The sequence below is a fragment of the Ruegeria sp. YKSD163 genome (assembly GCF_059612905.1).
The window spans coordinates 43,908-66,826 of record NZ_JBXWRM010000009.1; the positions used below are offsets into that span (position 1 = coordinate 43,908).

The 22,919-nt window shown below is 62.3% G+C and carries 21 protein-coding genes; 13 read left to right on the forward strand and 8 right to left on the reverse strand.

Going from position 1 to position 22,919, the window contains the following annotated elements; genetic code table 11:
- The first annotated feature begins 22 nt into the window (after positions 1-22).
- From AC2FNA_RS13185 to AC2FNA_RS13195, 3 genes are read left to right on the forward strand one after another with little or no spacing between them, the layout of a single operon-like run.
- A complete protein-coding gene (locus tag AC2FNA_RS13185) occupies positions 23-913 on the forward strand; it encodes a ParB/RepB/Spo0J family partition protein (RefSeq protein WP_496827211.1) in 891 nt (296 codons plus the stop codon).
- A 53-nt stretch (positions 914-966) separates the two neighbouring features.
- Positions 967-2,031, forward strand: a complete 1,065-nt coding sequence (gene hrcA / locus AC2FNA_RS13190) for a heat-inducible transcriptional repressor HrcA (protein WP_496827213.1) — start codon at positions 967-969, stop codon at positions 2,029-2,031.
- A gap of 10 nt (positions 2,032-2,041) precedes the next feature.
- On the forward strand, positions 2,042-2,605 hold the full coding sequence (locus AC2FNA_RS13195) for a nucleotide exchange factor GrpE (protein WP_496827215.1): 564 nt from the start codon (positions 2,042-2,044) through the stop codon (positions 2,603-2,605).
- A gap of 63 nt (positions 2,606-2,668) precedes the next feature.
- Here AC2FNA_RS13195 and mutS read toward each other — a convergent pair whose 3' ends face one another.
- The gene (gene mutS / locus AC2FNA_RS13200; RefSeq protein WP_496827217.1) at positions 2,669-5,305 is read right to left on the reverse strand and encodes a DNA mismatch repair protein MutS; all 2,637 of its coding nucleotides are present in this window, start codon (positions 5,303-5,305) and stop codon (positions 2,669-2,671) included.
- A 67-nt stretch (positions 5,306-5,372) separates the two neighbouring features.
- Positions 5,373-5,687: a hypothetical protein gene (locus AC2FNA_RS13205; RefSeq protein ID WP_496827219.1), complete on the reverse strand. Its 315-nt coding sequence runs from the start codon at positions 5,685-5,687 to the stop codon at positions 5,373-5,375.
- A gap of 248 nt (positions 5,688-5,935) precedes the next feature.
- On the opposite strand from AC2FNA_RS13205, the gene AC2FNA_RS13210 reads away from it, so the two are divergent.
- Together AC2FNA_RS13210 and AC2FNA_RS13215 are read left to right on the forward strand one after the other, a co-directional pair.
- Positions 5,936-8,191, forward strand: a complete 2,256-nt coding sequence (locus AC2FNA_RS13210; RefSeq protein WP_496827221.1) for an NADP-dependent malic enzyme — start codon at positions 5,936-5,938, stop codon at positions 8,189-8,191.
- A 3-nt stretch (positions 8,192-8,194) separates the two neighbouring features.
- Complete coding sequence (locus AC2FNA_RS13215; protein WP_496827223.1) at positions 8,195-9,067, forward strand: ribokinase; 873 nt, start codon at positions 8,195-8,197, stop codon at positions 9,065-9,067.
- On the opposite strand, the gene msrA is transcribed toward AC2FNA_RS13215, so the two are convergent.
- A complete protein-coding gene (gene msrA, locus AC2FNA_RS13220; RefSeq protein ID WP_496827225.1) occupies positions 9,064-9,726 on the reverse strand; it encodes a peptide-methionine (S)-S-oxide reductase MsrA in 663 nt (220 codons plus the stop codon). The two genes, AC2FNA_RS13215 and msrA, sit on opposite strands and share 4 nt — an antisense overlap.
- Positions 9,727-9,888: 162 nt before the next feature.
- Here msrA and AC2FNA_RS13225 point away from each other — a divergent pair, with 162 nt between their 5' ends.
- A complete protein-coding gene (locus AC2FNA_RS13225; RefSeq protein ID WP_496827227.1) occupies positions 9,889-10,602 on the forward strand; it encodes a sulfotransferase-like domain-containing protein in 714 nt (237 codons plus the stop codon).
- A gap of 7 nt (positions 10,603-10,609) precedes the next feature.
- Here the strand turns inward: AC2FNA_RS13225 and AC2FNA_RS13230 are convergent, their stop codons facing one another.
- From AC2FNA_RS13230 to AC2FNA_RS13240, 3 genes are all read right to left on the reverse strand, one after another.
- Positions 10,610-10,891 carry an SCP2 sterol-binding domain-containing protein gene (locus AC2FNA_RS13230; RefSeq protein ID WP_496827228.1) on the reverse strand — a complete coding sequence of 94 codons (282 nt, stop codon included), beginning with the start codon at positions 10,889-10,891 and terminating at the stop codon, positions 10,610-10,612.
- A gap of 75 nt (positions 10,892-10,966) precedes the next feature.
- Entirely contained in the window at positions 10,967-11,410 is a 444-nt protein-coding gene (locus AC2FNA_RS13235) for a DUF1810 domain-containing protein (protein WP_496827230.1), read from the reverse strand.
- Positions 11,407-12,636, reverse strand: coding sequence for an argininosuccinate synthase (locus AC2FNA_RS13240; RefSeq protein ID WP_496827232.1), 1,230 nt, complete (start codon positions 12,634-12,636; stop codon positions 11,407-11,409). Before AC2FNA_RS13240 ends, AC2FNA_RS13235 begins: the two co-directional genes overlap by 4 nt.
- A 154-nt stretch (positions 12,637-12,790) precedes the next feature.
- Here AC2FNA_RS13240 and ilvA point away from each other — a divergent pair, with 154 nt between their 5' ends.
- Positions 12,791-14,017: a threonine ammonia-lyase IlvA gene (ilvA, locus tag AC2FNA_RS13245; protein WP_496827234.1), complete on the forward strand. Its 1,227-nt coding sequence runs from the start codon at positions 12,791-12,793 to the stop codon at positions 14,015-14,017.
- Between the two features lie 6 nt (positions 14,018-14,023).
- Here the strand turns inward: ilvA and AC2FNA_RS13250 are convergent, their stop codons facing one another.
- Positions 14,024-14,350, reverse strand: a complete 327-nt coding sequence (locus AC2FNA_RS13250) for an Hpt domain-containing protein (RefSeq protein WP_496827236.1) — start codon at positions 14,348-14,350, stop codon at positions 14,024-14,026.
- 190 nt (positions 14,351-14,540) lie between these two features.
- On the opposite strand from AC2FNA_RS13250, the gene AC2FNA_RS13255 reads away from it, so the two are divergent.
- Entirely contained in the window at positions 14,541-15,794 is a 1,254-nt protein-coding gene (locus tag AC2FNA_RS13255; protein WP_496827238.1) for a PP2C family protein-serine/threonine phosphatase, read from the forward strand.
- Here the strand turns inward: AC2FNA_RS13255 and AC2FNA_RS13260 are convergent.
- The gene (locus AC2FNA_RS13260) at positions 15,781-16,233 is read right to left on the reverse strand and encodes an NUDIX hydrolase (protein ID WP_496827240.1); all 453 of its coding nucleotides are present in this window, start codon (positions 16,231-16,233) and stop codon (positions 15,781-15,783) included. The genes AC2FNA_RS13255 and AC2FNA_RS13260 overlap by 14 nt on opposite strands.
- Positions 16,234-16,309: 76 nt before the next feature.
- Here AC2FNA_RS13260 and hslO point away from each other — a divergent pair, with 76 nt between their 5' ends.
- From hslO to AC2FNA_RS13285, 5 genes are all read left to right on the forward strand, one after another.
- Complete coding sequence (gene hslO, locus AC2FNA_RS13265; protein WP_496827242.1) at positions 16,310-17,290, forward strand: Hsp33 family molecular chaperone HslO; 981 nt, start codon at positions 16,310-16,312, stop codon at positions 17,288-17,290.
- On the forward strand, positions 17,283-17,879 hold the full coding sequence (locus tag AC2FNA_RS13270) for a CoA pyrophosphatase (protein WP_496827244.1): 597 nt from the start codon (positions 17,283-17,285) through the stop codon (positions 17,877-17,879). Before hslO ends, AC2FNA_RS13270 begins: the two co-directional genes overlap by 8 nt.
- Positions 17,876-19,030, forward strand: a complete 1,155-nt coding sequence (locus AC2FNA_RS13275; RefSeq protein ID WP_496827246.1) for a CCA tRNA nucleotidyltransferase — start codon at positions 17,876-17,878, stop codon at positions 19,028-19,030. The genes AC2FNA_RS13270 and AC2FNA_RS13275 overlap by 4 nt, the downstream gene beginning before the upstream one ends.
- 191 nt (positions 19,031-19,221) lie before the next feature.
- Positions 19,222-21,060, forward strand: a complete 1,839-nt coding sequence (locus AC2FNA_RS13280; protein ID WP_496827248.1) for an ABC transporter ATP-binding protein — start codon at positions 19,222-19,224, stop codon at positions 21,058-21,060.
- Complete coding sequence (locus AC2FNA_RS13285; protein WP_496827250.1) at positions 21,057-22,889, forward strand: ABC transporter ATP-binding protein; 1,833 nt, start codon at positions 21,057-21,059, stop codon at positions 22,887-22,889. The genes AC2FNA_RS13280 and AC2FNA_RS13285 overlap by 4 nt, the downstream gene beginning before the upstream one ends.
- Positions 22,890-22,919: the final 30 nt, after the last annotated feature.

Sequence of the window (22,919 nt, forward strand, 5' to 3'; positions counted from 1 at the left end):
ACGCGGTAGAGAGGAGCGACACATGGTTTCGAACAAGCCTCGGGGACTGGGACGCGGACTGTCCGCTTTGATGGCCGATGTGACGCAGGCGCCAGAAGCGACCAGTGGTGAGTCCGCGCGTCGCCCTGATCGTACCGTGCCTATCGAAAAGTTGCGCGCAAACCCTAACCAGCCGCGCCGCACCTTTGCCGAAGAGGCGCTGCAAGAGCTTGCAGCCTCGGTCAAAGAAAAGGGTATTTTGCAGCCGCTGATCGTGCGGCCGGTAGACGGAGATATGTACGAGATTGTTGCGGGCGAACGGCGCTGGCGGGCCGCGCAACTGGCGCAACTGCATCAAGTTCCGGTGCTGGTGCGCGATCTGGACGATACCGAAGTTCTGGAAATCGCGATCATCGAGAATATCCAGCGCGCCGACCTGAACTCGGTAGAAGAGGCCGCGGGCTATCGGCAGTTGATGGAAAAGTTTGGCCATACGCAGGAAAAGCTGGCCGAAGCCCTGGGCAAAAGCCGCAGTCATATCGCGAACCTTCTACGCCTGCTGTCCTTGCCGGATGACGTTCAGCAGATGGTGGTCGAAGGAAAGCTGTCAGCCGGACATGCCCGAGCCCTGATTACCAGCGATAATCCGTCGGAACTGGCCAAGATCGTGGTGCGTGACGGGCTGTCGGTGCGCGCGACCGAAGCCTTGGTCAAGAAGCAGTCGGAAGGCGAGAAGCCCACAGCGACGGCGCGCCCGAAATCGGCCGGAAGCGACAAGGACGCCGATACCCGCGCGCTGGAAAAGGATCTGTCGGCGATCCTGGCGATGAAGGTGACGATCAACCACAAGGCGGGAACCGAAACCGGTCAAGTGGTCCTGACCTATGAGAATCTGGATCAGTTGGACGATCTTTGCGCCAAGCTCAGCCGCTAGGTCGGGTCCAGATAAAGATCAGTACTCCCCCCAGAACCACGGCTTGAGATGCCATGAGCGATGCGCGCAAAATACTGGACGATCTGAACGACCGCTCGCGCGAGGTGTTTCGCCTGATCGTCGAGTCCTATCTGGACAGTGGCGAGCCGGTCGGCAGCCGCACCCTGACCCGCACCCTGAGTGAAAAAGTCAGCGCCGCAACCGTTCGCAACGTGATGCAGGATCTCGAATACCTGGGCCTGCTCGACAGTCCCCATGTGAGTGCGGGGCGGGTCCCGACCCAGATGGGGCTGAGAATGTTTGTCGACGGGTTGCTCGAGGTCGCGGATCTGAGCCTGGATGATCGCGCCAAGCTGGACGCGACGTTGGGCACAAATGCGGGCGATGTGGGCGGAACACTGGACCGGATCAGCGCCACGCTCAGCCGGGTTACTCAAGGCGCCTCGCTGGTTCTGACGCCCAAGCACGAGGCCGAGATCCGTCATATCGAGTTTGTCTCGCTGGCGCAGGACCGGGCGTTGGTGGTGTTGGTGTTTTCGGATGGCCATGTGGAAAACCGCCTGTTTGCACCGCCGCCGGGGCAGACCCCCAGTTCAATGCGCGAGGCGGCCAATTTCCTGAACGCGTTGATCGAGGGCAAGACCCTGAGCGAAGTGCGCCGCCTGATGCAGACCGAGATCGGCGTTCGCCAGCAGGAAATCGACCAGCTGGCGCGTCAGATGGTCGAAAGTGGCTTGGCGGTTTGGGACCGCGAGGGCGAGGATGCTGCCCGGCTGATCGTGCGCGGGCGCGCGAATCTGTTAGAGGGTACTGGCCAGGAACAGGAGCTGGAGCGTATTCGGGTGCTGTTCGACGATCTGGAGCGCAAGCGCGATATCGCCGAGTTCCTGCAACTGACTGAGGACGGCGAAGGTGTGCGCATTTTTATTGGTTCGGAGAACAAACTTTTCTCACTTTCGGGTTCCTCTTTGGTGGTGTCTCCTTATATGAACGCGGATCGAAAGATAATCGGAGCGGTGGGGGTGATCGGCCCGACGCGCCTGAACTATGGTCGCATCGTTCCGATCGTGGATTACACGGCACAGCTGGTCGGACGTCTGATTTCCGATCGGAGTTAGAGGTAGAAAGATGGCAAAGCCGAACAACGAAGAGTTTCTGGACGATATCGCAACCGCCGAGGCCGAAGAACTGGCCGAGGAAATGGCCGAGATCAGCGAAGAGGCGGCAGAGCTGGATACGCTGCGGGCCGAGCGGGACGCGTTCAAGGACAAGTTCATGCGCGCATTGGCAGACGCCGAGAACGTACGCAAGCGGGGCGAGCGGGCCCGGCGCGAGGCCGAGCAATATGGCGGGTCGAAACTGGCCCGCGACATGTTGCCGGTCTATGACAACATGAAGCGCGCGCTGGACTCCATGACCGACGAACAGCGCCAGGTGTCGGGTGCACTGATCGAGGGAATCGAACTGACGATGCGGGCGCTGCTGGATGTGTTCGGCAAGCATGGCATTCAGGTGCTGTCGCCGCAGGTGGGCGACAAGTTTGACCCGCAGATGCACGAAGCAATGTTCGAGGCACCGGTGCCGGGAACCAAGGCGGGTGATATCATTCAGGTTTCCGCCGAGGGCTTCATGCTGCACGACCGTCTGCTGCGTCCGGCGCAGGTCGGTGTGTCGTCGATGCCCGCAAGCTGATTTGGCTTCGCCGGGCGAAGCCAAGCCTCCGGCGGGAGTACTTTCAGCGGAATAAAGGGGCGGTCAGGATCGGGCCGCCTCTTTCAGTTTGTAGAGCACGTCCAACGCCTGGCGAGGAGTCAACTCGTCGGGGTGAATGTCCTTGAGCATCGCGTCGGCGGGCGAGGTTTTCGGCGCGGGCGGCGGGGGTGGCCGCGCGGCCGAGAACAACGGTAGATCGTCGATCAGCGCCTTTTGCTTGCCGCCTTCGCGTTCGGATTTCTCCAACTGGTCAAGAACCACGCGCGCGCGCGCGACCACCGACGGCGGCAGGCCCGCCAGCTGGGCAACTTGCACACCATAAGAGCGGTCGGCGGCGCCCTTGCGCACCTCGTGCAGGAAAATCACCTCGCCCTCCCACTCCTTGACCGCGACGGTCAGGTTCTCGACACCATCCAGCGTACCGGCCAGCGCGGTGAGTTCGTGGTAATGGGTGGCGAACAGAGCGCGGCAGCGATTGGCCGCATGCAGGTGTTCCAGCGTGGCCCAAGCGATGGAAAGACCGTCATAGGTGGCGGTGCCACGGCCGATCTCGTCGAGGATCACCAGCGCTCGGTCGTCCGCCTGGTTCAGGATGGCGGCGGTTTCCACCATCTCGACCATGAAGGTCGAGCGACCCCGCGCCAGATCGTCCGAGGCGCCGACGCGGCTGAAGAGCTGGCTGACCACCCCGATATGGGCTCTGTCAGCGGGTACATAGCTGCCCATCTGTGCCAGCAGAGCAATCAGCGCATTCTGCCGCAGATAGGTCGATTTACCGGCCATGTTGGGGCCGGTCAGCAGGCGGATCGCGGCGCCCTTGTCGGCGGTGAGGTCGCAGTCGTTGGCCACGAACGGCTCGCCGCCCTGTCGGCGCAAGGCGTGTTCCACCACCGTGTGCCGTCCGCCCTCGATGGCGAAGGCGCGTGAGGTGTCGACGCTGGGTCTGCACCAGTTCTCGGCGCGCGCCAGATCGGCCAACGCGGTGGCCAGATCAAGCTCGGCCAGGCCGCGTGCGGCGACATTGAGGCGGGCCGCCTGATCCAAAATCGCGCCAGAAAGACTGGAATAGAGCCGCTTTTCGATCTCGAGCGCGTGGTTCCCCGCGTTCAGGATGCGGGTTTCCAGTTCACTCAGCTCGACCGTTGTGAAGCGCACCTGGTTGGCAGTGGTCTGTCGATGGATATAGGTCTCGCTCAGGGGTGGGTTCAGCATCTTGGCCGCGTGGGTGGCGGTGGTTTCGATGAAATAACCCAGCACGTTGTTATGCTTGATCTTCAGCGCGGCGATACCGGTATGTTCGGCATATTTCTGCTGCATCCCGGCGATGACGCCACGGCCCTTGTCACGCAACTCGCGCGCGTCGTCCAATTCGCTGTCATAGCCCGGCGCGATGAAGCCGCCATCGCGGGCCAGCAACGGCGGCTCGGCCACCAATGCAGTGTCGAGCAGGCCAAGCAGGTCGTCGAACCCGTTCAGATCGGTGCGGGCATTGGCAATGAGTTCTGGCAGATCGAGCCCGTCGCAGAGGGCGGCAATCGCCTCGGCCTGGCCCAGCCCGTTGCGGATCGCGGCAAGGTCGCGCGGCCCGCCCCGGTCCAGCGCCAGCCGCGACAGGGCGCGGTCCAGATCAGGCGTCTTGCGCAGGGCCGCGCGCAGTTCTGCGGCCAGGGTTGATTGGTCGATGCAGAAGTCCAGCGCCGAAAGCCGGGCGTGGATCACATCGAGGTTGCGCGACGGGCTGGCGATGCGCTGTTCCAGCAGGCGGGCGCCACCCGGAGTGACGGTGCGGTCGATCACCGACAAGAGCGATCCGCCGCGTTCGCCGGACAGGGAACGGGTCAGTTCGAGATTGCGACGTGTGGCGGCGTCGATCTGCATCACCCGGTCCTCGGCCTCTTGCACCGGAGGTTGCAGCAGTGGCAGTTTGCCTTTCTGGGTGATCTCCAGATAGTCGATCAGCGCACCCATGGCCGAGAGTTCGGCGCGCCCAAATGTACCGAACCCGTCGAGTGAGCCGACCTTGTAGAGCTCGCACAGGCGCTTTTCGGCGGCCATGCTGTCGAAACTGGCCTTGCCCAGCGGGGTCAACGGAATGCGGTGATCGTCTGCCAGTGAGCGCAATTGCTGGAATATCGGTTCATCGACAACCAGCAGCTCAGAGGGGGCCAGCCGCGCAAGCTCCGGGCCGAGTCGGGCGCGGATTATCGGCATCACGTGGAGATCGCCGGTCGAGATATCAGCCCAGGCCAGCGCCGCGCCACTGCGTAACTCGGCATAGGCGACCAGGAAATTGTGGCGGCGCGCCTCCAGCAATGCGTCCTCGGTCAGGGTGCCAGGAGTAACCAGTCGCACTACATCGCGCCGCACCACGGATTTCGAGCCGCGCTTCTTCGCCTCAGCGGGGCTCTCCATCTGTTCGCAGACAGCGACGCGGAATCCCTTGCGGATCAGGGTCAGCAGATAGCCCTCGGCGGCGTGGACCGGGACGCCGCACATCGGGATATCCTCGCCCTCGTGCTTGCCGCGCTTGGTCAGCGCGATATCCAGCGCCTCGGCCGCGGCCACCGCGTCGTCAAAGAACATCTCGTAGAAATCGCCCATCCGGTAGAACAGCAGGGCGTCGGCATGGCCCTCTTTGATTTCGAGGTATTGGGCCATCATGGGCGTGATTGCGTTCATATTTCCCCCAATACTAAATTGGGGGGAACTTACTGTTCCGAGACAGAACGCGAAAGACTACAATCCTTCAGAAAAGAAAATCCAAAAATGTCGGTGTTGTATCCGTCGGTGGGCTCGAGAAGCCCGGAAGCATATCTATGGTCCATATCAAATCTTCGGGCGGCACCGGTGCGTTGTCTTGTTCAATTTCAATCAAGACATAAAATTCGCCGAAACTAGGCGCATGTTGACCCGAGTTGTCGTAGTACAAAGTTCCACCAGATGAGATCTCGATATTTGCTGCATGTGCATATTCGACATGTGCCGTTGAGATTGTGATGCCGCGCACTCTCTCACCATCCGAAGAGTCGTTGTCGTGAAAAATGAACACATCTGGGGTCATCTTGGTTCTCCTTGTGGTTTGATATTGAATATCCTTGCTTGGAGTACTTGTAGCGTCCGGCTCTCAGGCGCGGACCTATCGAATGTGGGATTGCCTAGAGATAAATTTGGCGTAGGGATGTTCGGGTGCCGCACTGTTGGCACGTTACCATATTTTTCGATTCCGAGCACACAGTCTCGACGGTTGAGATGCGCTGCATTCAGGGCTATGAGGCTGAAAGCCCGGATAGCAGAGAAACGACCCATTCCATGCCCAAAGCGAAGATAACGAACGAAGAGGCGCTGGCCTTTCACCTGGAACCGACCCCCGGCAAGTGGGAGGTGCAGGCGACCGTTCCCATGACCACGCAGCGCGATCTGTCGCTGGCCTATTCCCCGGGTGTTGCCGTTCCGTGCGAGGCGATCGCGGCCGATCCAGGGCTGGCCTATGACTATACCAACAAAGGGAACCTGGTTGCGGTGATCTCGAACGGGACGGCGGTTCTGGGCCTGGGCAATCTGGGCGCGCTGGGCGGCAAGCCGGTGATGGAGGGCAAGGCGGTGCTGTTCAAGCGCTTTGCCGACGTGAACTCGATCGACATCGAGCTGGACACCGAGGACCCGGACGAGTTCTGTCGAGCGGTCAAGCTGATGGGGCCGACATTCGGCGGCATCAACCTCGAAGACATCAAGGCGCCCGAGTGTTTCATCATCGAGCAGCGCCTGAAAGAAGAGATGGACATCCCCGTCTTTCACGACGATCAGCACGGAACGGCGGTGATCTGCGCGGCGGGCTTGATCAACGCGCTGCATATCTCGGGCAAGAAGATCGAAGATGTGAAGATCGTGCTGAACGGGGCAGGGGCGGCAGGCATCGCATGTATCGAACTGCTGAAAACCATGGGCGCGCGGCATGAAAACTGCATCGTCTGCGACACCAAAGGGGTGATCTATCAGGGTCGTACCGAAGGCATGAACCAGTGGAAATCGGCCCATGCCATCAAGACCGAGTTGCGCAGCCTCGAAGAGGCGATGAAGGGGGCCGACGTGTTCCTGGGCGTCAGCGTCAAGGGCGCGGTGACGCAGGAAATGGTGCAGAGCATGGCCGATAACCCGGTCATCTTTGCCATGGCGAACCCCGACCCGGAAATCACGCCGGAAGAGGCGCACGAGGTTCGGCCCGACGCCATCGTTGCCACCGGGCGCAGCGACTATCCCAACCAGGTCAACAACGTGTTGGGCTTTCCCTATCTGTTCCGCGGTGCGCTCGACATTCATGCCCGCGCCATCAATGACGAGATGAAGATCGCCTGTGCCCATGCGCTGGCGGGGCTGGCGCGCGAGGATGTGCCGGATGAGGTCGCGATGGCCTATGGCAAAAGCCTGACCTTTGGCCGCGATTACATCATCCCGACCCCGTTCGACCCGCGTCTGATCCACCGCATTCCGCCCGCCGTGGCGCGGGCTGGCATGGATACCGGCGCGGCGCGGCGGCCGATCATCGACATGGATGCCTATGAGCTGGGTCTGAAATCGCGGATGGACCCGACCGCCAGCATCCTGCGCGGCATCAACGCCCGCGCCCGCAAGGCGCAAAGCCGGATGATCTTTGCCGAGGGCGATGATCCCCGCGTGCTGCGCGCAGCGGTCACCTATCAGCGCTCGGGCTATGGCAAGGCGCTGGTGGTGGGCCGTCATGACGACGTGAAGGCCAAGCTTGAAGCCGCAGGCCTGGGCGATGCGGTGCGTGAGCTTGAGGTGGTGAACGCCGCCAACACCACGCATCTGGAGACCTATAAGGAGTTCCTGTACTCGCGCCTGCAACGCAAGGGCTTTGATCACAAGGATGTACACCGACTGGCCGCGCGCGACCGGCACGTGTTTTCGGCGCTGATGCTGGCGCATGGCCATGGCGACGGGCTGGTGACCGGCGCGACCCGGAAATCTGCGCATGTGCTGCACCAGATCAGCCATGTGTTCGACGCCGATGCCGCACATGGGGCGGCAGGGATCACCGCGCTGCTGCACAAGGGCAAGATCGTGCTGATCGGCGACACGCTGGTGCACGAGTGGCCCGACGAGCACGATCTGGCCACCATCGCCGAACGCGCCGCAGACGTGGCGCGTCATATGGGGCTGGAGCCGCGCGTGGCCTTTGTCAGTTTCTCGACCTTCGGCTATCCGATCTCGGAGCGGACCGAGAAGCTGACGAAGGCGCCCAAGGTGTTGGAAGAGCGCGGGGTGAATTTCGAGTTCGAAGGCGAGATGACCGTCGATGTGGCGCTGAACCCGCGCTCGAAAGAGGCCTACCCCTTCTCGCGTCTGACCGGCCCCGCGAACATCTTGATCGTGCCTGCGCGGCACTCGGCCTCGATCTCGACCAAGCTGATGCAGGAGATGGCGGGCGCCACGGTGATCGGCCCGATCCTGACCGGTGTCGACAAGCCGATCCAGATCTGTTCGACCGTCTCCACCGCCAATGACATCCTGAACATGGCGGTGCTGGCCTCGGCCGAGATCGGTTAGGCCATGGCGATCTGGAACCTTGGTTCGATCAATGCGGACATGGTCTATGCCGTGCCGCATCTGCCGGGGCCGGGCGAGACGCTGGCCGCTTCGGGGATGGAGCGGTTTTTGGGCGGCAAGGGCGCCAATATGTCGGTGGCCGCTGCCCGCGCCGGATCGCAGGTGCACCATATCGGCGCGGTGGGGCCGGATGGGCGCTGGGCCATCGACCGGCTGACCGAATATGGCGTCGATACCCGCCATATCGCGACGCTGGAGGCGCCCACCGGCCATGCCATCATCGCGGTGGAGCCGGGGGGCGAGAACCTGATCGTCCTGTTGCCCGGTGCCAACCGGGCCATATCGCCCGAGCGGGTCGCCAGCGTGCTGGCCGATGCCGCGCCGGGCGACCTGTTGGTGATGCAGAACGAAACCAGCGCCCAGGTCGAAGCGGCGCGGCTGGGCAAGGAGCGCGGTCTGACAGTGTGCTATGCCGCAGCCCCCTTTGATGCTCAGGCGGTGCGGGATGTCCTGCCGTGGCTCGATTTCCTGATCCTGAACGCGGTTGAGGCCGAGCAGCTGCAACAGGCGACCGGCCTGTCGCCGGATCAATTGCCGGTGCAGCATGTCATCGTGACCCTGGGATCGAAAGGCGCGCGCTATTTCGACACTAATCAGGGGAAAACGGCGGAATATTCCGCCCACAAGGTCAAGGCGGTCGATACAACCGGGGCAGGTGATACCTTTACCGGTTATGTTCTGTCGGGGATGGATCGCGGCCTGCCGATGCCGCAGGCGATTGCTCAGGCGATGCGCGCCGCTGCGCTGATGGTGATGCGTCACGGCACGGCCGATGTGATCCCCGATCTGAAAGAGGTATTGGAGGCGCGGTTCTAACTGCCCGCAAAGGGCGCCGCATCACCCCATAGCTGTTTCACCCGCGCATCCCGACCACAGGATTTGCGATAGAGTTTATAGGCCTCGTTCTGTCGTTTCGGGCCGAACCGGGTCAGTACCAGCTTTTCGCCCTTGGCATAGTCCTGATGATAGGCCTCGGCCGGGTAGAAACGGGTTTCTTCCAGGATCGGAGTCACGACTGCTTGCCCCAATTCCGCTTCTGCGGTGACTTTGGCCTGAGTTGCAAGCGCATTTTCTGCCTTGTTAGAGACAAATATCGCGGTGCGATAGCTGTCACCGCGATCACAGAACTGGCCGCCTGCATCGGTTGGGTCGACCGAGCGGAAAAAGAGATGCAGCAGGCGTTCGCGCGAAACCTTGTCGGGGTCAAACAGAATCTGCACAGCCTCATAATGCCCGGTGCCGCCGCGCGAGACCTGCTTGTAGGTTGGATTGTCGAGCGTTCCGCCTGTATAACCGGACACCGCACCCAGCACGCCGGGTACTTTCTCGAAATCGGCCTCGACGCACCAGAAACAACCGCCTGCAACGGTCAGGGTTTCGGTCTCTGCGGCCTCGGCCTTGCCCCCTTGCAGGATCGTTGCCAGCACCATGGCAACCACCAATGCGACGGGTTTGAGCGTCTGGATAGGGAACATGATGATCCTCCATTTCCGGTCCTGATCAGGCTGCCCCGCAACCGGATTTGCGGCAAGGTTCCGTCATCGAATGTCACGCGCTGTTGATGCGGTGTTTACCCCTTGGAACGCGGCGAACGGGGCGATAGCGTGCGGCGAATACCCGTAAACGGAGGGCAGTAGATGAAAATCGCCATGTGGTCGGGGCCGCGCAACCTGTCGACGGCGATGATGTACGCCTTTGGCGCCCGGACCGATTGCGCGGTGATCGACGAGCCCTTCTATGCCGCCTATCTGGCGATGACGGGGCTGAACCACCCGATGCGCGAAGAGGTGCTGGCCGCACAGCCACAGGACCCAGAGGTAGTGGCGGCGACGCTGAGTGGGTCCAATCCCGGTGCGCGGCCGTTCTGGTACCAGAAACACATGACCCAGCACATGATCCCCGGCATCCCGCGTGACTGGATGCGGGCGGTGCGAAACGTGTTCCTGATCCGCCATCCGGCACGGGTGATCGCCAGCTATGCCGAAAAGCGCGAGAACCCGACGCTGGAGGATATCGGCTTTCGTCAGCAGGCAGAACTGTTTGACGAGGTGTCTGGCTGGGGAGGCGACCCGGTGGTCATAGACAGTCACGATATCCGCGAAGATCCGGCGCGAATGCTGGAACGGCTCTGCGACCGGATTGGCGTCCCGTGGTCGCCGCATATGCTGAGCTGGCCCAGGGGTGGTCACAAGGATGATGGCGTCTGGGCACGGCATTGGTACGGGGCGGTCTGGAACTCGACCGGCTTTGCCGGACCCGAGGGCGAACTTCCCGAGGTTCCAGAGGTGTTGCAGCCGGTCTTGCAGGTCGCGATGCCGTTTTATGAACGTATGCGGGCGAAGAAGATCTGAGGCGCGATCAGCCCAGCAATTGTCCCAGTTTCATCGCCACGGACATGTTGCCGCTGATCTTGAGCTTGCCCATCATCACGCCGGTCATCGGGTTGAGCTTGCCGGTCAGCAGTTTGATCAGGTTGTCCTGGCTCAGGCGGATGGTGCAGTCGGTGTCGCGGTCCTGGGTGCTGGCGGTGTTGTCAGCCAGAACGATCACACCATCGTCGCCGCAATCGAATTTCAGCGATCCGTCAAAGCTTTTTCCCGCCAGTTCGGTTTGCATCTTGTCGGCGATATCCTGAAGCATGTTGCGCCCCTCATGTTGCTGGGAAAAGCGGTAAGAAACCGGCCCGCGCTTGGCAAGCCTGACCAAGCGGCAGGGTCAGGCACCCAGCGCGCGCAGGGTCAGGGGGCAGGGCGATCCGTCATAGAACGCCTCCAGAACCGCGCGAAACTCGCCCGGCGCGTCCGGCACCGCGGCGAACAGCGTCATGGAAGAACGCAGCTTCTTGGCGTCGATGCTGCCCAGGACATCTTCGGGCCGTTTACCGGCATGGGTCAGCATCAGGCGGCTGACCTCGATCAGGCGGGCGCGCAATGCGGGATGGGCCAGATAGGCGGTCGCCTCGTCCAGATCCCCGATCCCGTAAAGCTGCGCCATATGCGACTGGCCCAGTTCGGCCAGTTGCGGAAAGACGAACCACATCCAGTGGCTCGTCTTCTGTCCTTGGGTCAGTTCGCGCAGGACATCGGGCCAGACGGTGTCCTGCGCCTCGACGAACATGTCCAGTTCGTCATCATCGTCAAAATCGTCTTCGCCGCTCACTTGCCAGCAACGCGACGGTTGCGGGTCGCAAGCAGTTTCAGCCGCAGCGCATTCAGCTGGATGAAGCCCTTGGCGTCTTGCTGGTCATAGGCGCCCGCGTCTTCTTCGAAGGTCACGTGGGCCTCGGAATAAAGCGAGTGATCGGACCAGCGGGCGACGGTACGTGCCGAGCCCTTGTAGAGTTTCAGCCGGACGGTGCCGGTGACATGTTCCTGGCTCTTGTCGATCAGGGCTTGCAACATCTCGCGCTCGGGGCTGAACCAGAAGCCGTTATAGATCAGCTCGGCATAGCGGGGCATGATCGAATCCTTCAGATGGCCCGCGCCGCTGTCCAGCGTGATCTGTTCGATGCCGCGATGCGCCTCGAGCAGGATGGTACCGCCGGGGGTCTCGTAGACGCCACGCGATTTCATCCCGACAAAGCGGTTCTCTACAAAGTCCAGCAGGCCGATACCGTGCTTGCCACCCAACTCGTTCAGACGGGTCAGGATGGTCGCGGGCGACATCGCCTCGCCGTTGATCGCCACCGCGTCACCCTTTTCAAAGGTGATCTCGATGAACTCGGGCGTGTCGGGGGCGTCTTCGACCGCGACGATGCGCTGGGCGACGTAATCGGGCGCCTCGACGCCCGGATCCTCCAGCACCTTGCCCTCGGACGAAGTGTGCAACAGGTTCGCATCGACCGAGAACGGCGCCTCGCCGCGCTTGTCCTTGGCAATCGGGATCTGGTTCTGTTCGGCGAATTCCAACAGGCGGGTGCGGCTGGTCAGGTCCCACAGGCGCCAGGGCGCGATCACCTTGATCTCGGGGTTCAGCGCATAAGCGGAAAGTTCGAACCGCACCTGGTCATTGCCCTTGCCGGTGGCGCCATGGGCCACCGCGTCTGCGCCATGCTCGGCGGCGATCTCGACCAGACGTTTCGAGATCAGCGGCCGCGCAATCGAGGTGCCCAGCAGATACAACCCTTCGTACACTGCATTGGCGCGGAACATCGGGAAGACAAAGTCGCGCACGAACTCTTCGCGCACATCCTCGATATGGATGTTCTCGGGCTTGATGCCCAGCAGCTCGGCCTTCTTGCGGGCGGGTTCCAGCTCCTCTCCCTGGCCGAGATCGGCGGTAAAGGTGACAACCTCGCAGCCATATTCGGTCTGCAACCATTTCAGGATGATCGAGGTATCGAGGCCACCGGAATAGGCCAGGACAACTTTCTTGGGCGCGGACATTGGACTTCCCCATTTACGTATGACGCAAGGGCCGTAGCGGTTTTTGCGGTTGGGGGCAAGTTGCGGCATCCGAACTGCGGCGAAATCGGTGGGAGTAGTCCAGCACACCAATGTATTCCTTGCCTCGGGCGCGGGGTTGCGGCAGTCAGGCGGAATGAGCGATTTCATGACCCGTGCCCGCGCCGCCGAACAGGCGATGCGCGATGTCTTCCCCGCCACGCCGTTGCAGCGCAATGACCATCTGTCGGCGCGTTATGGCGCCGATATCTGGCTCAAGCGCGAGGATCTGAGCCCGGTCAGGTCGTACAAAATCCGCGGCGCGTTCAACGCGATGCGCAAGCAGCCGGGGCAGGCGCTGTTCGTCTGTGCCAGTGCGGGTAACCATGCCCAGGGCGTGGCCTATATGTGTCGGCACATGGGGGTGCGGGGTGTGATCTTCATGCCGGTGACCACTCCGCAGCAGAAGATCCAGAAAACCCGGATGTTCGGCGGCGATCAGGTCGAGATTCATCTGACCGGTGACTATTTCGACCAGACGCTGGCCGCTGCACAGGCCTGGTGTGCGCAAGAGGGCGGGCATTTCCTGTCACCCTTCGACGATGCCGATGTGATCGAGGGGCAGGCCTCGCTGGCTGTCGAGATCGAGGAACAACTGGGCGGCGTGCCCGATCATGTGGTGCTGCCGGTCGGCGGCGGCGGCATGTCGGCGGGGGTGGCCACATGGTTCGGGGATCGCAGCCACTGCATCTTTGTCGAGCCCGAGGGCGGTGCCTGTCTGCGCGCGGCGCTGGCGGCGGGGCATCCGGTGACGCTCGATCATGTGGACAATTTCGTTGATGGCGCGGCGGTGGGCCGGATCGGCGAAAAGACATTCGAACTGCTGAAATCGCGGCACATGTCGGATGTGCTGGTGATGTCCGAGGATCGGATCTGCACCACCATCATCGAAATGCTGAATGTCGAGGGGATCGTGCTGGAACCCGCGGGCGCGCTGTCGGTCGAGGCGGTGGCGGATGTGCAAAGCTTCATCAGGGGCAAGACCGTGGTCTGTGTCACCTCGGGCGGCAATTTCGATTTCGAACGACTGCCCGAGGTCAAGGAACGCGCGCAACGCTATTCGGGGGTCAAGAAATACTTCCTGCTGCGTCTGCCGCAGCGACCGGGCGCGCTGAAGGAATTTCTGAACATTCTGGGGCCCGATGATGATATCGCCCGGTTCGAATACATGAAGAAATCGGCGCGCAATTTCGGATCGGTCCTGATCGGAATCGAAACCGCCCAGCCCGAGAATTTCGAGCGCCTTTACGCTCGTCTGGACGAGGCCGGGTTCACCTATACCGACATCACGCGCAACGAGACGTTGGCGCAGTTCGTGATCTGAACGCGGTCAGATATGACCGGGCAGTTCCGACTGGAACACCGATTTCGACGCCTCGAAACTGTTGATGATTGCATCCAGGTCGACCGCGTCCGCATGGCCGGCGGCCGATTGCCGCTCGCCATCTTGGCACAGGGCGGAAAAGGACTGAAACCCAAGGCTGAGCGCGCTGCCCTTGAGGAAATGCAGGTCCTTTTCAAGCAAGTTGCGGTCCGGTGTCTGGCGAAGACGCGTGATCACCTCTTCGACCTCTTCCAGGAACAGGTCTACAACCTCGTCGAAATCCTCCGCACCGACCTCTTCCCGTAATTGGGTCACGCGGGGCCAGTGAATCATGGCGCACCTCCGTTCTGTCTGCCCCATTCACCCATCATTAGGAGATCGAGGGTAAACAGCCGGTAAAGAGAGGCAGGTGCAAAAGCGGCAATTTGCACTTTCATGAGATGTTAACGGAGGCCTGTCTAGCGTGCCAGTATCCTTGGCCTTGGTGAATTCGGGACAGACGACAGTGTTGCATGGTAGGGAAATGGAGGCCCAGACCGAAATGGAACTGGGCGCAATCCGCCGGGTGCTGGTTGTCGATGACAGCCGATTGCAACGCCGCATCCTGTCGAGCTCGCTGAAGAAATGGGGATTCGAGGTGATCGAGGCCGATAGCGGCGAGGAGGCGATGGAAATCTGCGCTCGCGCCATGCCCGATCTGGTGCTGAGCGATTGGGTCATGCCGGGGATGAGCGGCGTCGACTTCTGCGAGGCGTTCCGGCAACTGAATTCTGACCGATACTGCTATTTCATCCTGCTGACATCCAAGAGCGAAAAGAACGAGGTGGCGCAAGGACTTGACGCCGGGGCCGACGATTTCCTGATCAAGCCGGTCAGTTCGGACGAGCTGCGGGCGCGGATTTCGGCCGGGGACCGCGTGATCGGCATGCAGCGAGAGCTTTCGGCCAAGAACGAGGTGATCGAACAGGCTCTGGACGACCTGAAACGCGCCCACGATGCCATCGACAAGGACCTGATTCAGGCGCGCAAGATCCAGGAATCGCTGGTGCCCGATTTCAGCCAGGATTTTGGTTCGTCACGCATCAGCCTGTTGCTGAAACCCTGCGGTCATATCGGTGGTGATCTCGTCGGCATGTTCTCGCCCGGACCGAATCGCGTCGGATTCTACAGCATCGACGTCTCGGGCCACGGTATCACCTCGGCGATGATGACCGCGCGGCTGGGCGGCTATCTGTCCAGCCGGTACTTCGATCAGAACGTCGCGATGGAGAAACGGTTCAACAAGTTCTACGCCCTGCGCCAGCCGCAGGATGTGGCCGAAACCCTGAACTCGCGCCTGATCGCCGATACCGGGATCGAAGAGTATTTTACCATGGTCTATGCGATTATGGACCTGCGTAGTGGCATGTTGCGGATGGTGCAGGCTGGCCACCCGCATCCTCTGCTTTTGCGCCGGAACGGCACGGCGGAATTCATCGGCGAGGGCGGCGTACCCATCGGCCTGTTGCCGGGCATTCCCTATACGCAGGTCGAGGCGCAGATGGAGGTTGGCGACCGGCTGCTTCTATATTCCGATGGGTTTACCGAGTGCCGTCTCGCCAATGGCGAGATGTTGGAGCCCGAGGGGCTGCTTGCACTGGTCAACGAGTGTAATCCGGAACAGGGCGGGCAGGAGTTTCTGGATGACCTGTTCTGGCGCTTGACGCAGGTGATGTCGCCCGAACACGGGCTTGAGGATGATGTCTCGGCCACGTTCTTCGAGTTCAACGGGCCCTGATCTGCGCCAGGTGCCACGCGGCGAAATGGCGATCACCGGCATTCCCCAGCAAGCCCGCAGCGTCCAGCGCCGGCATCCACAGGGCAGCGTGGTCGGTTTCCGTCGGCGGGCCGATACGACGCACGGGCCGGGCCCGATAGATCAGACAGATCTTCTCGGCCCAGAGATCGTATTCCGGCATATAGGCAAATCGCCGGAACGCCCCCACCCGGCGCGGTGCGGCAATCAGCCAGCCGGTTTCCTCGTAAACCTCGCGATGCAGCGCGGCGACTGGCGATTCGCCTGGGTCGATGCCACCGCCAGGCAGTTGCAGATCGGGATCGGGGTCATATTGGCTGGTCAGCAGCAGGTCCGATCCGCGCGGCAGCAGGGCATAGGCCCCCACCCGGCGGATATAGCGGCGCCCCGGCTCGGGGCTTTCCCCAAATCGTCTGATCATGTAGAGGCCCTTTCAACGCGGCTTGTCCGACCCTATATGGTCGCGATATGCCAAGACTTGGCGTGCAAGGAAACCCATGACACTCGGAACCAAAATCGCGTGGGACGACACGGTCCTGCCCTTTCAGCTCGATTTGCCCGACATGCGTGGCCGCGTGGCGCGGCTGGACGGTGTGCTGGACGGCATTCTGAAACAGCATGATTATCCCACCGTGGTCGAGGCCCTGGTGGCCGAGATGGCCTTGCTGACCGCGCTGATCGGCCAGACCATCGGCCTGCGCTGGAAACTGTCGTTGCAGGTACAGTCCAAGGGCGCGGTGCGGATGATCGCCACCGATTACTATGCCCCGCAGGTCGAGGGCGAGCCGGCGCGCATCCGTGCCTATGCCAGTTTCGATCGCGACCGGCTGACCGATGGCGCCCCCTTCGATCAGGTGGGAGAGGGCTATTTCGCGATCCTGATCGACCAGGGCAAGGGGACCCAGCCCTATCAGGGCATCACCCCGCTGGCGGGCGGGTCGCTGAGCGCCTGTGCCGAGGCCTATTTCGCGCAATCCGAACAGCTGCCGACACGGTTTCAGCTGCGGTTCGGAAGATCCACCGAACCGGGTGTGCCAGAGCATTGGCGCGCCGGTGGCGTGATGTTGCAACACATGCCCAAGGCCTCGCCCTTTGCCGCCGGCGGGCCGGGTTCTGGCGATATTCTGACCGCCGCCGATCTGGTGGACGGTGACGAGGGCGAGAACTGGAACCGGGTCAATATCCTGCTCGACACGGTCGAGGATCTTGAGTTGATCGGCCCGGCGCTGCCGCCGACCGACCTGCTGGTACGGCTGTTTCACGAGGAACAACCGCGTGTCTACGATGCACAGTCGGTGCGGTTTGGCTGTACCTGCTCCGAGGAGCGGGTACGCCAGAGCCTGTCGATCTATTCCGCCAAGGATATTGGTCACATGACCACGGATGAGGGAACGGTGACCGCTGATTGCCAGTTCTGCGGCGCGCATTACGTGCTGGACCCGGCCTCGGTCGGGTTCGAGGCGGATCAGGGTGACTGACCCGGTCAACCCTCTGCTTGCGGCGCTGGCCCGGCCCGGGCCGGGGTCGAGTGATTTTGACCTCAATCCCGGTACGGTCCTGCCCGAGGGGCGCAAGTTGCGCCCCGCCGGGGTCTTGGTGCCGGTGACGTTGGCACACGGCGCGCCCCGGGTGATCCTGACCAAACGCTCCTCGGCGCTGAAACATCATCCCGGCCAGATCGCCTTTCCGGGCGGCAAGCAGGACGAAGGCGATGCCGATGTCATCGCCGCGGCCCTGCGCGAGGCACAAGAAGAGATCGGTTTGCCACGAGACCTGCCGCGCGTTCTGGGGACCCTGCCGTCACACGAGACAGTGACCGCCTTTACCGTGACACCGGTGGTAGCAGTGATCGAACGCGCGTTCGACATCCGGCCAGAGCCGGGTGAGGTCGAAGAGGTGTTCAGCGTGCCGCTTGCGCATCTGATGCGGCCCGAGAACTATTCGGTTCAGTCGCGCCGCTGGCGCGGGCAGCGGCGGCACTATTTCACCGTACCCTTCGGGCCTTACTATATCTGGGGCGCCACCGCTCGGATGTTGAGGGGGCTGGCCGAAAGGATGCAGCCGTGACCCGTATCAACGAGGCCTGGTTGACCCACCCGGCAACGCAAAGGGTCTGCCGGACCCTGACAGATGGCGGTGCGCAGGCGCTGTTCGTCGGTGGCTGTGTCCGAAATGCGCTGCTGGGGGCACCGGTCAGCGATATCGACATAACCACCGATGCCCGTCCCGAGCGCGTGATGGAGCTGGCCGCGACGGCCGGGATCAAAGCGGTGCCCACCGGCATCGCCCATGGCACCGTGACGCTGGTTGCCGGGGGTATTCCGCATGAGGTGACCACCTTTCGCCGGGATGTGGAAACCGATGGCCGCCGCGCGGTGGTCGCCTTTTCCGACTCGATTCACGAGGATGCCGCGCGGCGCGATTTCACCATGAACGCGCTTTATGCCCGGCCCGACGGCACGGTTCTGGACCCGCTGGATGGTCTGCCCGATCTGCAGGCGCGGCGCGTGCGGTTCATCGGCGATGCCACCGACCGCATTTGCGAGGATTATCTTCGTTCGCTACGATATTTCCGGTTCCACGCATGGTATGGCGATGCCGATGCCGGTTTCGATGCCGAAGCGCTTGCGGCGATTGCCGGCAATCTCGACGGGCTGACCCGCCTCTCGCGCGAGAGGGTGGGGGCCGAGATGCTGAAGTTGCTTGCCGCGCTCGATCCGGCGCCCTCGGTCGCCGCCATGCGTGCCGCCGGGGTTCTGGCGCAGCTCTTGCCCGGCGCTGACGATCGGGCGCTGGCGCCGCTGGTGCATCTGGAAGACGGGCTGAGCGCCGACCCGATCCGGCGGCTGGCTGCACTTGGCGACGGCGAAACACTGGACTCGCTCCGGTTGAGCAAGGCGCAGATGGCGGCGCTGGTCACGCTGCGCCGCGCTGCTTTGGGCACAGCCGGGGCCGGAGAGCTGGGGCATGATCTGGGCGCCGAGGCCGCCCGCGATGCGCTTCTATTGCGTGCCGCTTTGCTGGAACAACCGCTTGATCCGCATGCGCCCGCCGCGATTGCGCGCGGTGCTGCGGCCGTGTTTCCGGTCACTGCCCGCGATCTGATGCCAGCCTATTCCGGACCCTCGCTGGGCGCGCGGCTTGCCACGCTGAAAGCGCGCTGGATCGCATCCGATTTCACACTGAGCCGGACAGATTTGCTGGCTCGAGAAGATTGACGTTAGGTCAATCAAATCCTGCGTGACATGCTGAACCTTGCGAGGTTAGGTTTGCCTCGAAACCGATAGGAGGGATGCGAATGTATTACGGGCTCTGGTTCAGCTGAGGCTGGGACGACCGACCCGTTCGGGTGGTGTCCTGCACGCCGCCTCTTTCGCATATACCCTAACTGCTCAACGGAGCATCCTTTATGTTTCGCTTTTTCGAAAATCTTGTCGATCCCTTTGTCGCCTATGATGAGACGGACACGCCGCCCACACGGCTGTGGCCCTTCATGCTGGATTACTCCCAGCCGTTTCTGCGCGTCTTTGTCTGGACCGCGCTGCTGTCGATCATCGTCGCCGGGGTCGAGATCGGGCTGATCTACTACATGGGTCGTGTCGTCGATGTGTTGAACGGCGAACCGGCCGAGGTCTGGGCGCGCTACGGCACCGAGTTCATCGTGCTGGCGCTGTTCGTCCTGCTGATCCGGCCCGCGCTGCATGTGGCCGATGTTCTACTGTTGAACAATGCGATCCTTCCCAATTTCGGCACCCTGATCCGCTGGCGCGCGCATAAACACGTGTTGCGCCAGTCGGTCGGCTGGTTCGAGAACGATTTTGCCGGGCGCATCGCCAACCGGATCATGCAGACCCCCCCGGCGGCGGGCGAGGTGATCTTTCAGGTTTTCGACGCGATCTCGTTTTCGCTGGCCTATCTGCTGGGCGCGGCGATCTTGCTTATGGCCGCCGACATCCGGCTGTTGCTGCCATTGCTGATCTGGTTCGCGCTTTATGCCTTGCTGGTGCGCTGGACGATCCAGCGGGTGGGGCCGGCGTCGCAGGCGGCTTCGGATGCGCGTTCGACCGTGACGGGCCGGGTGGTGGACAGCTATACCAACATCCATTCGGTCAAGATGTTCGCCCACGATGATCGCGAGCTGGCTTATGCACGAGAGGCGATCGAGGAAACGCGCCGCACCTTTCAGGTGGAAATGCGGATCTTTACCATCATGGATGTGGTGCTGGTCACCCTGAACGGGCTGCTGATCGTCGGTGTCGTCGGCTGGGCCATCGCGCTCTGGATGCAGGGGCAGGCCAGTGTCGGTCTGGTGGCCGCTGCCTCGGCCCTGACCCTGCGGCTCAACGCGATGACCGGTTGGATCATGTGGGCGCTGACCAGCTTTTTCCGCCAACTGGGTGTGGTGGCCGAGGGGATGGAGACCATCGCGCAGCCCATCGACCTGGTGGATGCGCCGGATGCCCGGCCGCTGGAGCTGACCGAGGGCCGGATCGAGCTGCAACAGCTGTCGCATCATTACGGGCGCGGCGCCGGTGGTTTGGACCGGTTGGACCTGACCATTGCGCCGGGTGAAAAGATCGGGTTGATCGGGCGTTCGGGCGCCGGCAAGTCGACACTGGTCAAGCTGCTGCTCAGGTTCTACGACCCAGACAGCGGTCGTATCCTAATCGACGGGCAGGATATCGCCCGGGTGACCCAGAACAGTCTGCGCAGCCATATCGGCATGGTGCAGCAGGACAGCGCGCTGTTGCACCGTTCGGTCCGCGACAATCTGCTATACGGGCGTCCCGACGCGAGTGAGGAAGAGATGATCGCCGCTGCCAAACAGGCCGAGGCGCATGACTTCATCCTGGACCTCGAAGATCCGCAGGGCAGGCGCGGCTATGATGCCCATGTGGGCGAGCGCGGCGTCAAGCTGAGCGGCGGGCAACGCCAGCGGGTGACCCTGGCGCGGGTCATCCTCAAGGATGCGCCCATTTTGCTGTTGGACGAGGCGACCAGCGCGCTAGATTCCGAGGTCGAGGCCGCCATTCAGGACACGCTCTACGGCATGATGGAAGGAAAGACCGTGATCGCCATCGCTCACCGGCTGAGCACTATCGCGCAGATGGACCGTATCCTGGTGCTGGATCAGGGCCGGATCGTTGAAGAGGGCGATCATGCCGATCTGCTGGCGCAGGGCGGGCTCTATGCCCAGTTCTGGGCACGGCAATCGGGCGGATTCCTGAATGTCGAGGTCGATGGATGAGGCTTGCTGACCTCATCGACCCGTTCCGTGACACGGATACGCCCCCACCCCGACGGCTGGGGGCGTTCATCCGCTGGGCGCTCAGCGGTGCCTGGCCGGTCTTGTTTGCCGCCGCGCTGTTTTCGGCAATGGCGGGTATGTTCGAGGCGATAACCGCGTGGATACTGGGGCAGGTGGTCGACCGGGCGGTCGAACTTGGTCCCGAAGGGTTTTTTGACGGGACCAATCTGGGGGCAATCCTGGCCGCAGGGGCGTTCTTTGTGCTGATCCGACCGGTTGCTTTTGGCCTGTCGGCACTGTCGAACAATTATGTCGTCATGCCCAATATCCCGCCGCTGGTGTTGGCCAAGCTGAATAGATGGACGCTGGGCCAGTCGGTCGGGTTCTTTGACGACGATTTTGCCGGTCGGATCGCGCAGAAACAGATGCAGACCGCAAGCGCGCTCACCTCCGTCGTGTCCGAGACAATCAGCGCGATTGTGTTTGCATTGGCTTCTCTTGTCGGCAGTTTGGCCTTGTTAGGGTCTATTCATCCGCTGGTGATGTTGCCCTTTGCTTTGTGGCTTTGCGCCTATTTTCTGCTCATCCGCTGGTATCTGCCACGGGTGCGCAAACGGTCGGCAGCTCGGGCCGGGGCCCGGGCGATGGTATCGGGTCATGTCGTTGATACGATCACCAACATCAAGACGGTCAAGCTGTTCGCCCACGCCCATGCCGAAGATGTGGCGGCGCGTGATGCCATGGCCGACTTGCGCGAGCGGTCGCTGGATTTCGGATGGCTCTCTGCCAGTTTCCGGTTCTTCCTGATGCTGCTGGCCGGGCTTTTGCCGGTGATCCTGCTCGGATCGGCACTGCTTTTATGGCGTGCGGGGGGCGCCAGCGCGGGCGATGTGGTGGTTGCGGGATCGGTTTCGATCCGTATCGCACAGATGTCCGGCTGGGTCAGTTTCACGCTGATGAGCCTTTATGCGAATCTCGGCGAGGTTCAGAACGGCATGAACAGCCTCGCGCGGGTCGAGCGGATCGAGGATATGCACGATGCCCAACCGCTGGTTGCAGGCAGTGGTAAGATCGAATTCGCCGATGTCGGCTTTGCCTATGGGCGGGAAACCGGTGGGGTGGATGCCTTGACGCTGACTGTCGAGCCGGGCGAGAAACTGGGGATCGTCGGCGCCTCGGGAGCAGGGAAATCGACGCTGGTTTCGCTTCTCCTCAGGCTCTACGAGCCGGAAAATGGCGAAATCCGCATTGACGGGCAAGACATTACAACAGTGACGCAAGACAGCCTGCGACGACGGATCGGGTTGGTCACGCAGGAAACCGCAATGTTCAACCGGTCTGCCCGTGACAACATCCTCTATGGCCGCCCCGACGCGACCGAGGCCGAGTTGATTGCCGCCGCTCAAAAGGCCGAGGCACATGAATTCATCCAGGATCTGGCCGACGCCAGGGGGCGCAAGGGGTACGATGCGCATCTGGGCGAGCGCGGAGTCAAGCTGAGCGGTGGTCAGCGGCAGCGGATCGCACTGGCCCGCGCCATCCTCAAGGATGCCCCGATTCTGGTGCTGGACGAAGCTACCAGCGCGCTCGACAGCGAGGTCGAGGCTTCGATCCAGACCGCGCTGCATCGCGTGATGGAGGGTAAAACCGTACTGGCCATCGCGCACCGCCTGTCGACCCTGTCTGAAATGGATCGGATCGTTGTGCTGGACCGGGGCCGGATCTTTGAAAGTGGCACGCACGAGGCGCTGTTGGCCCGCAATGGTCTCTATGCCCGGTTCTGGCATCGGCAATCCGGCGGGTTCATCCGCACGCAAGCGGCCGAGTAAGGGCTTTTCGCCTTGCGCGCGCCCCTGTAT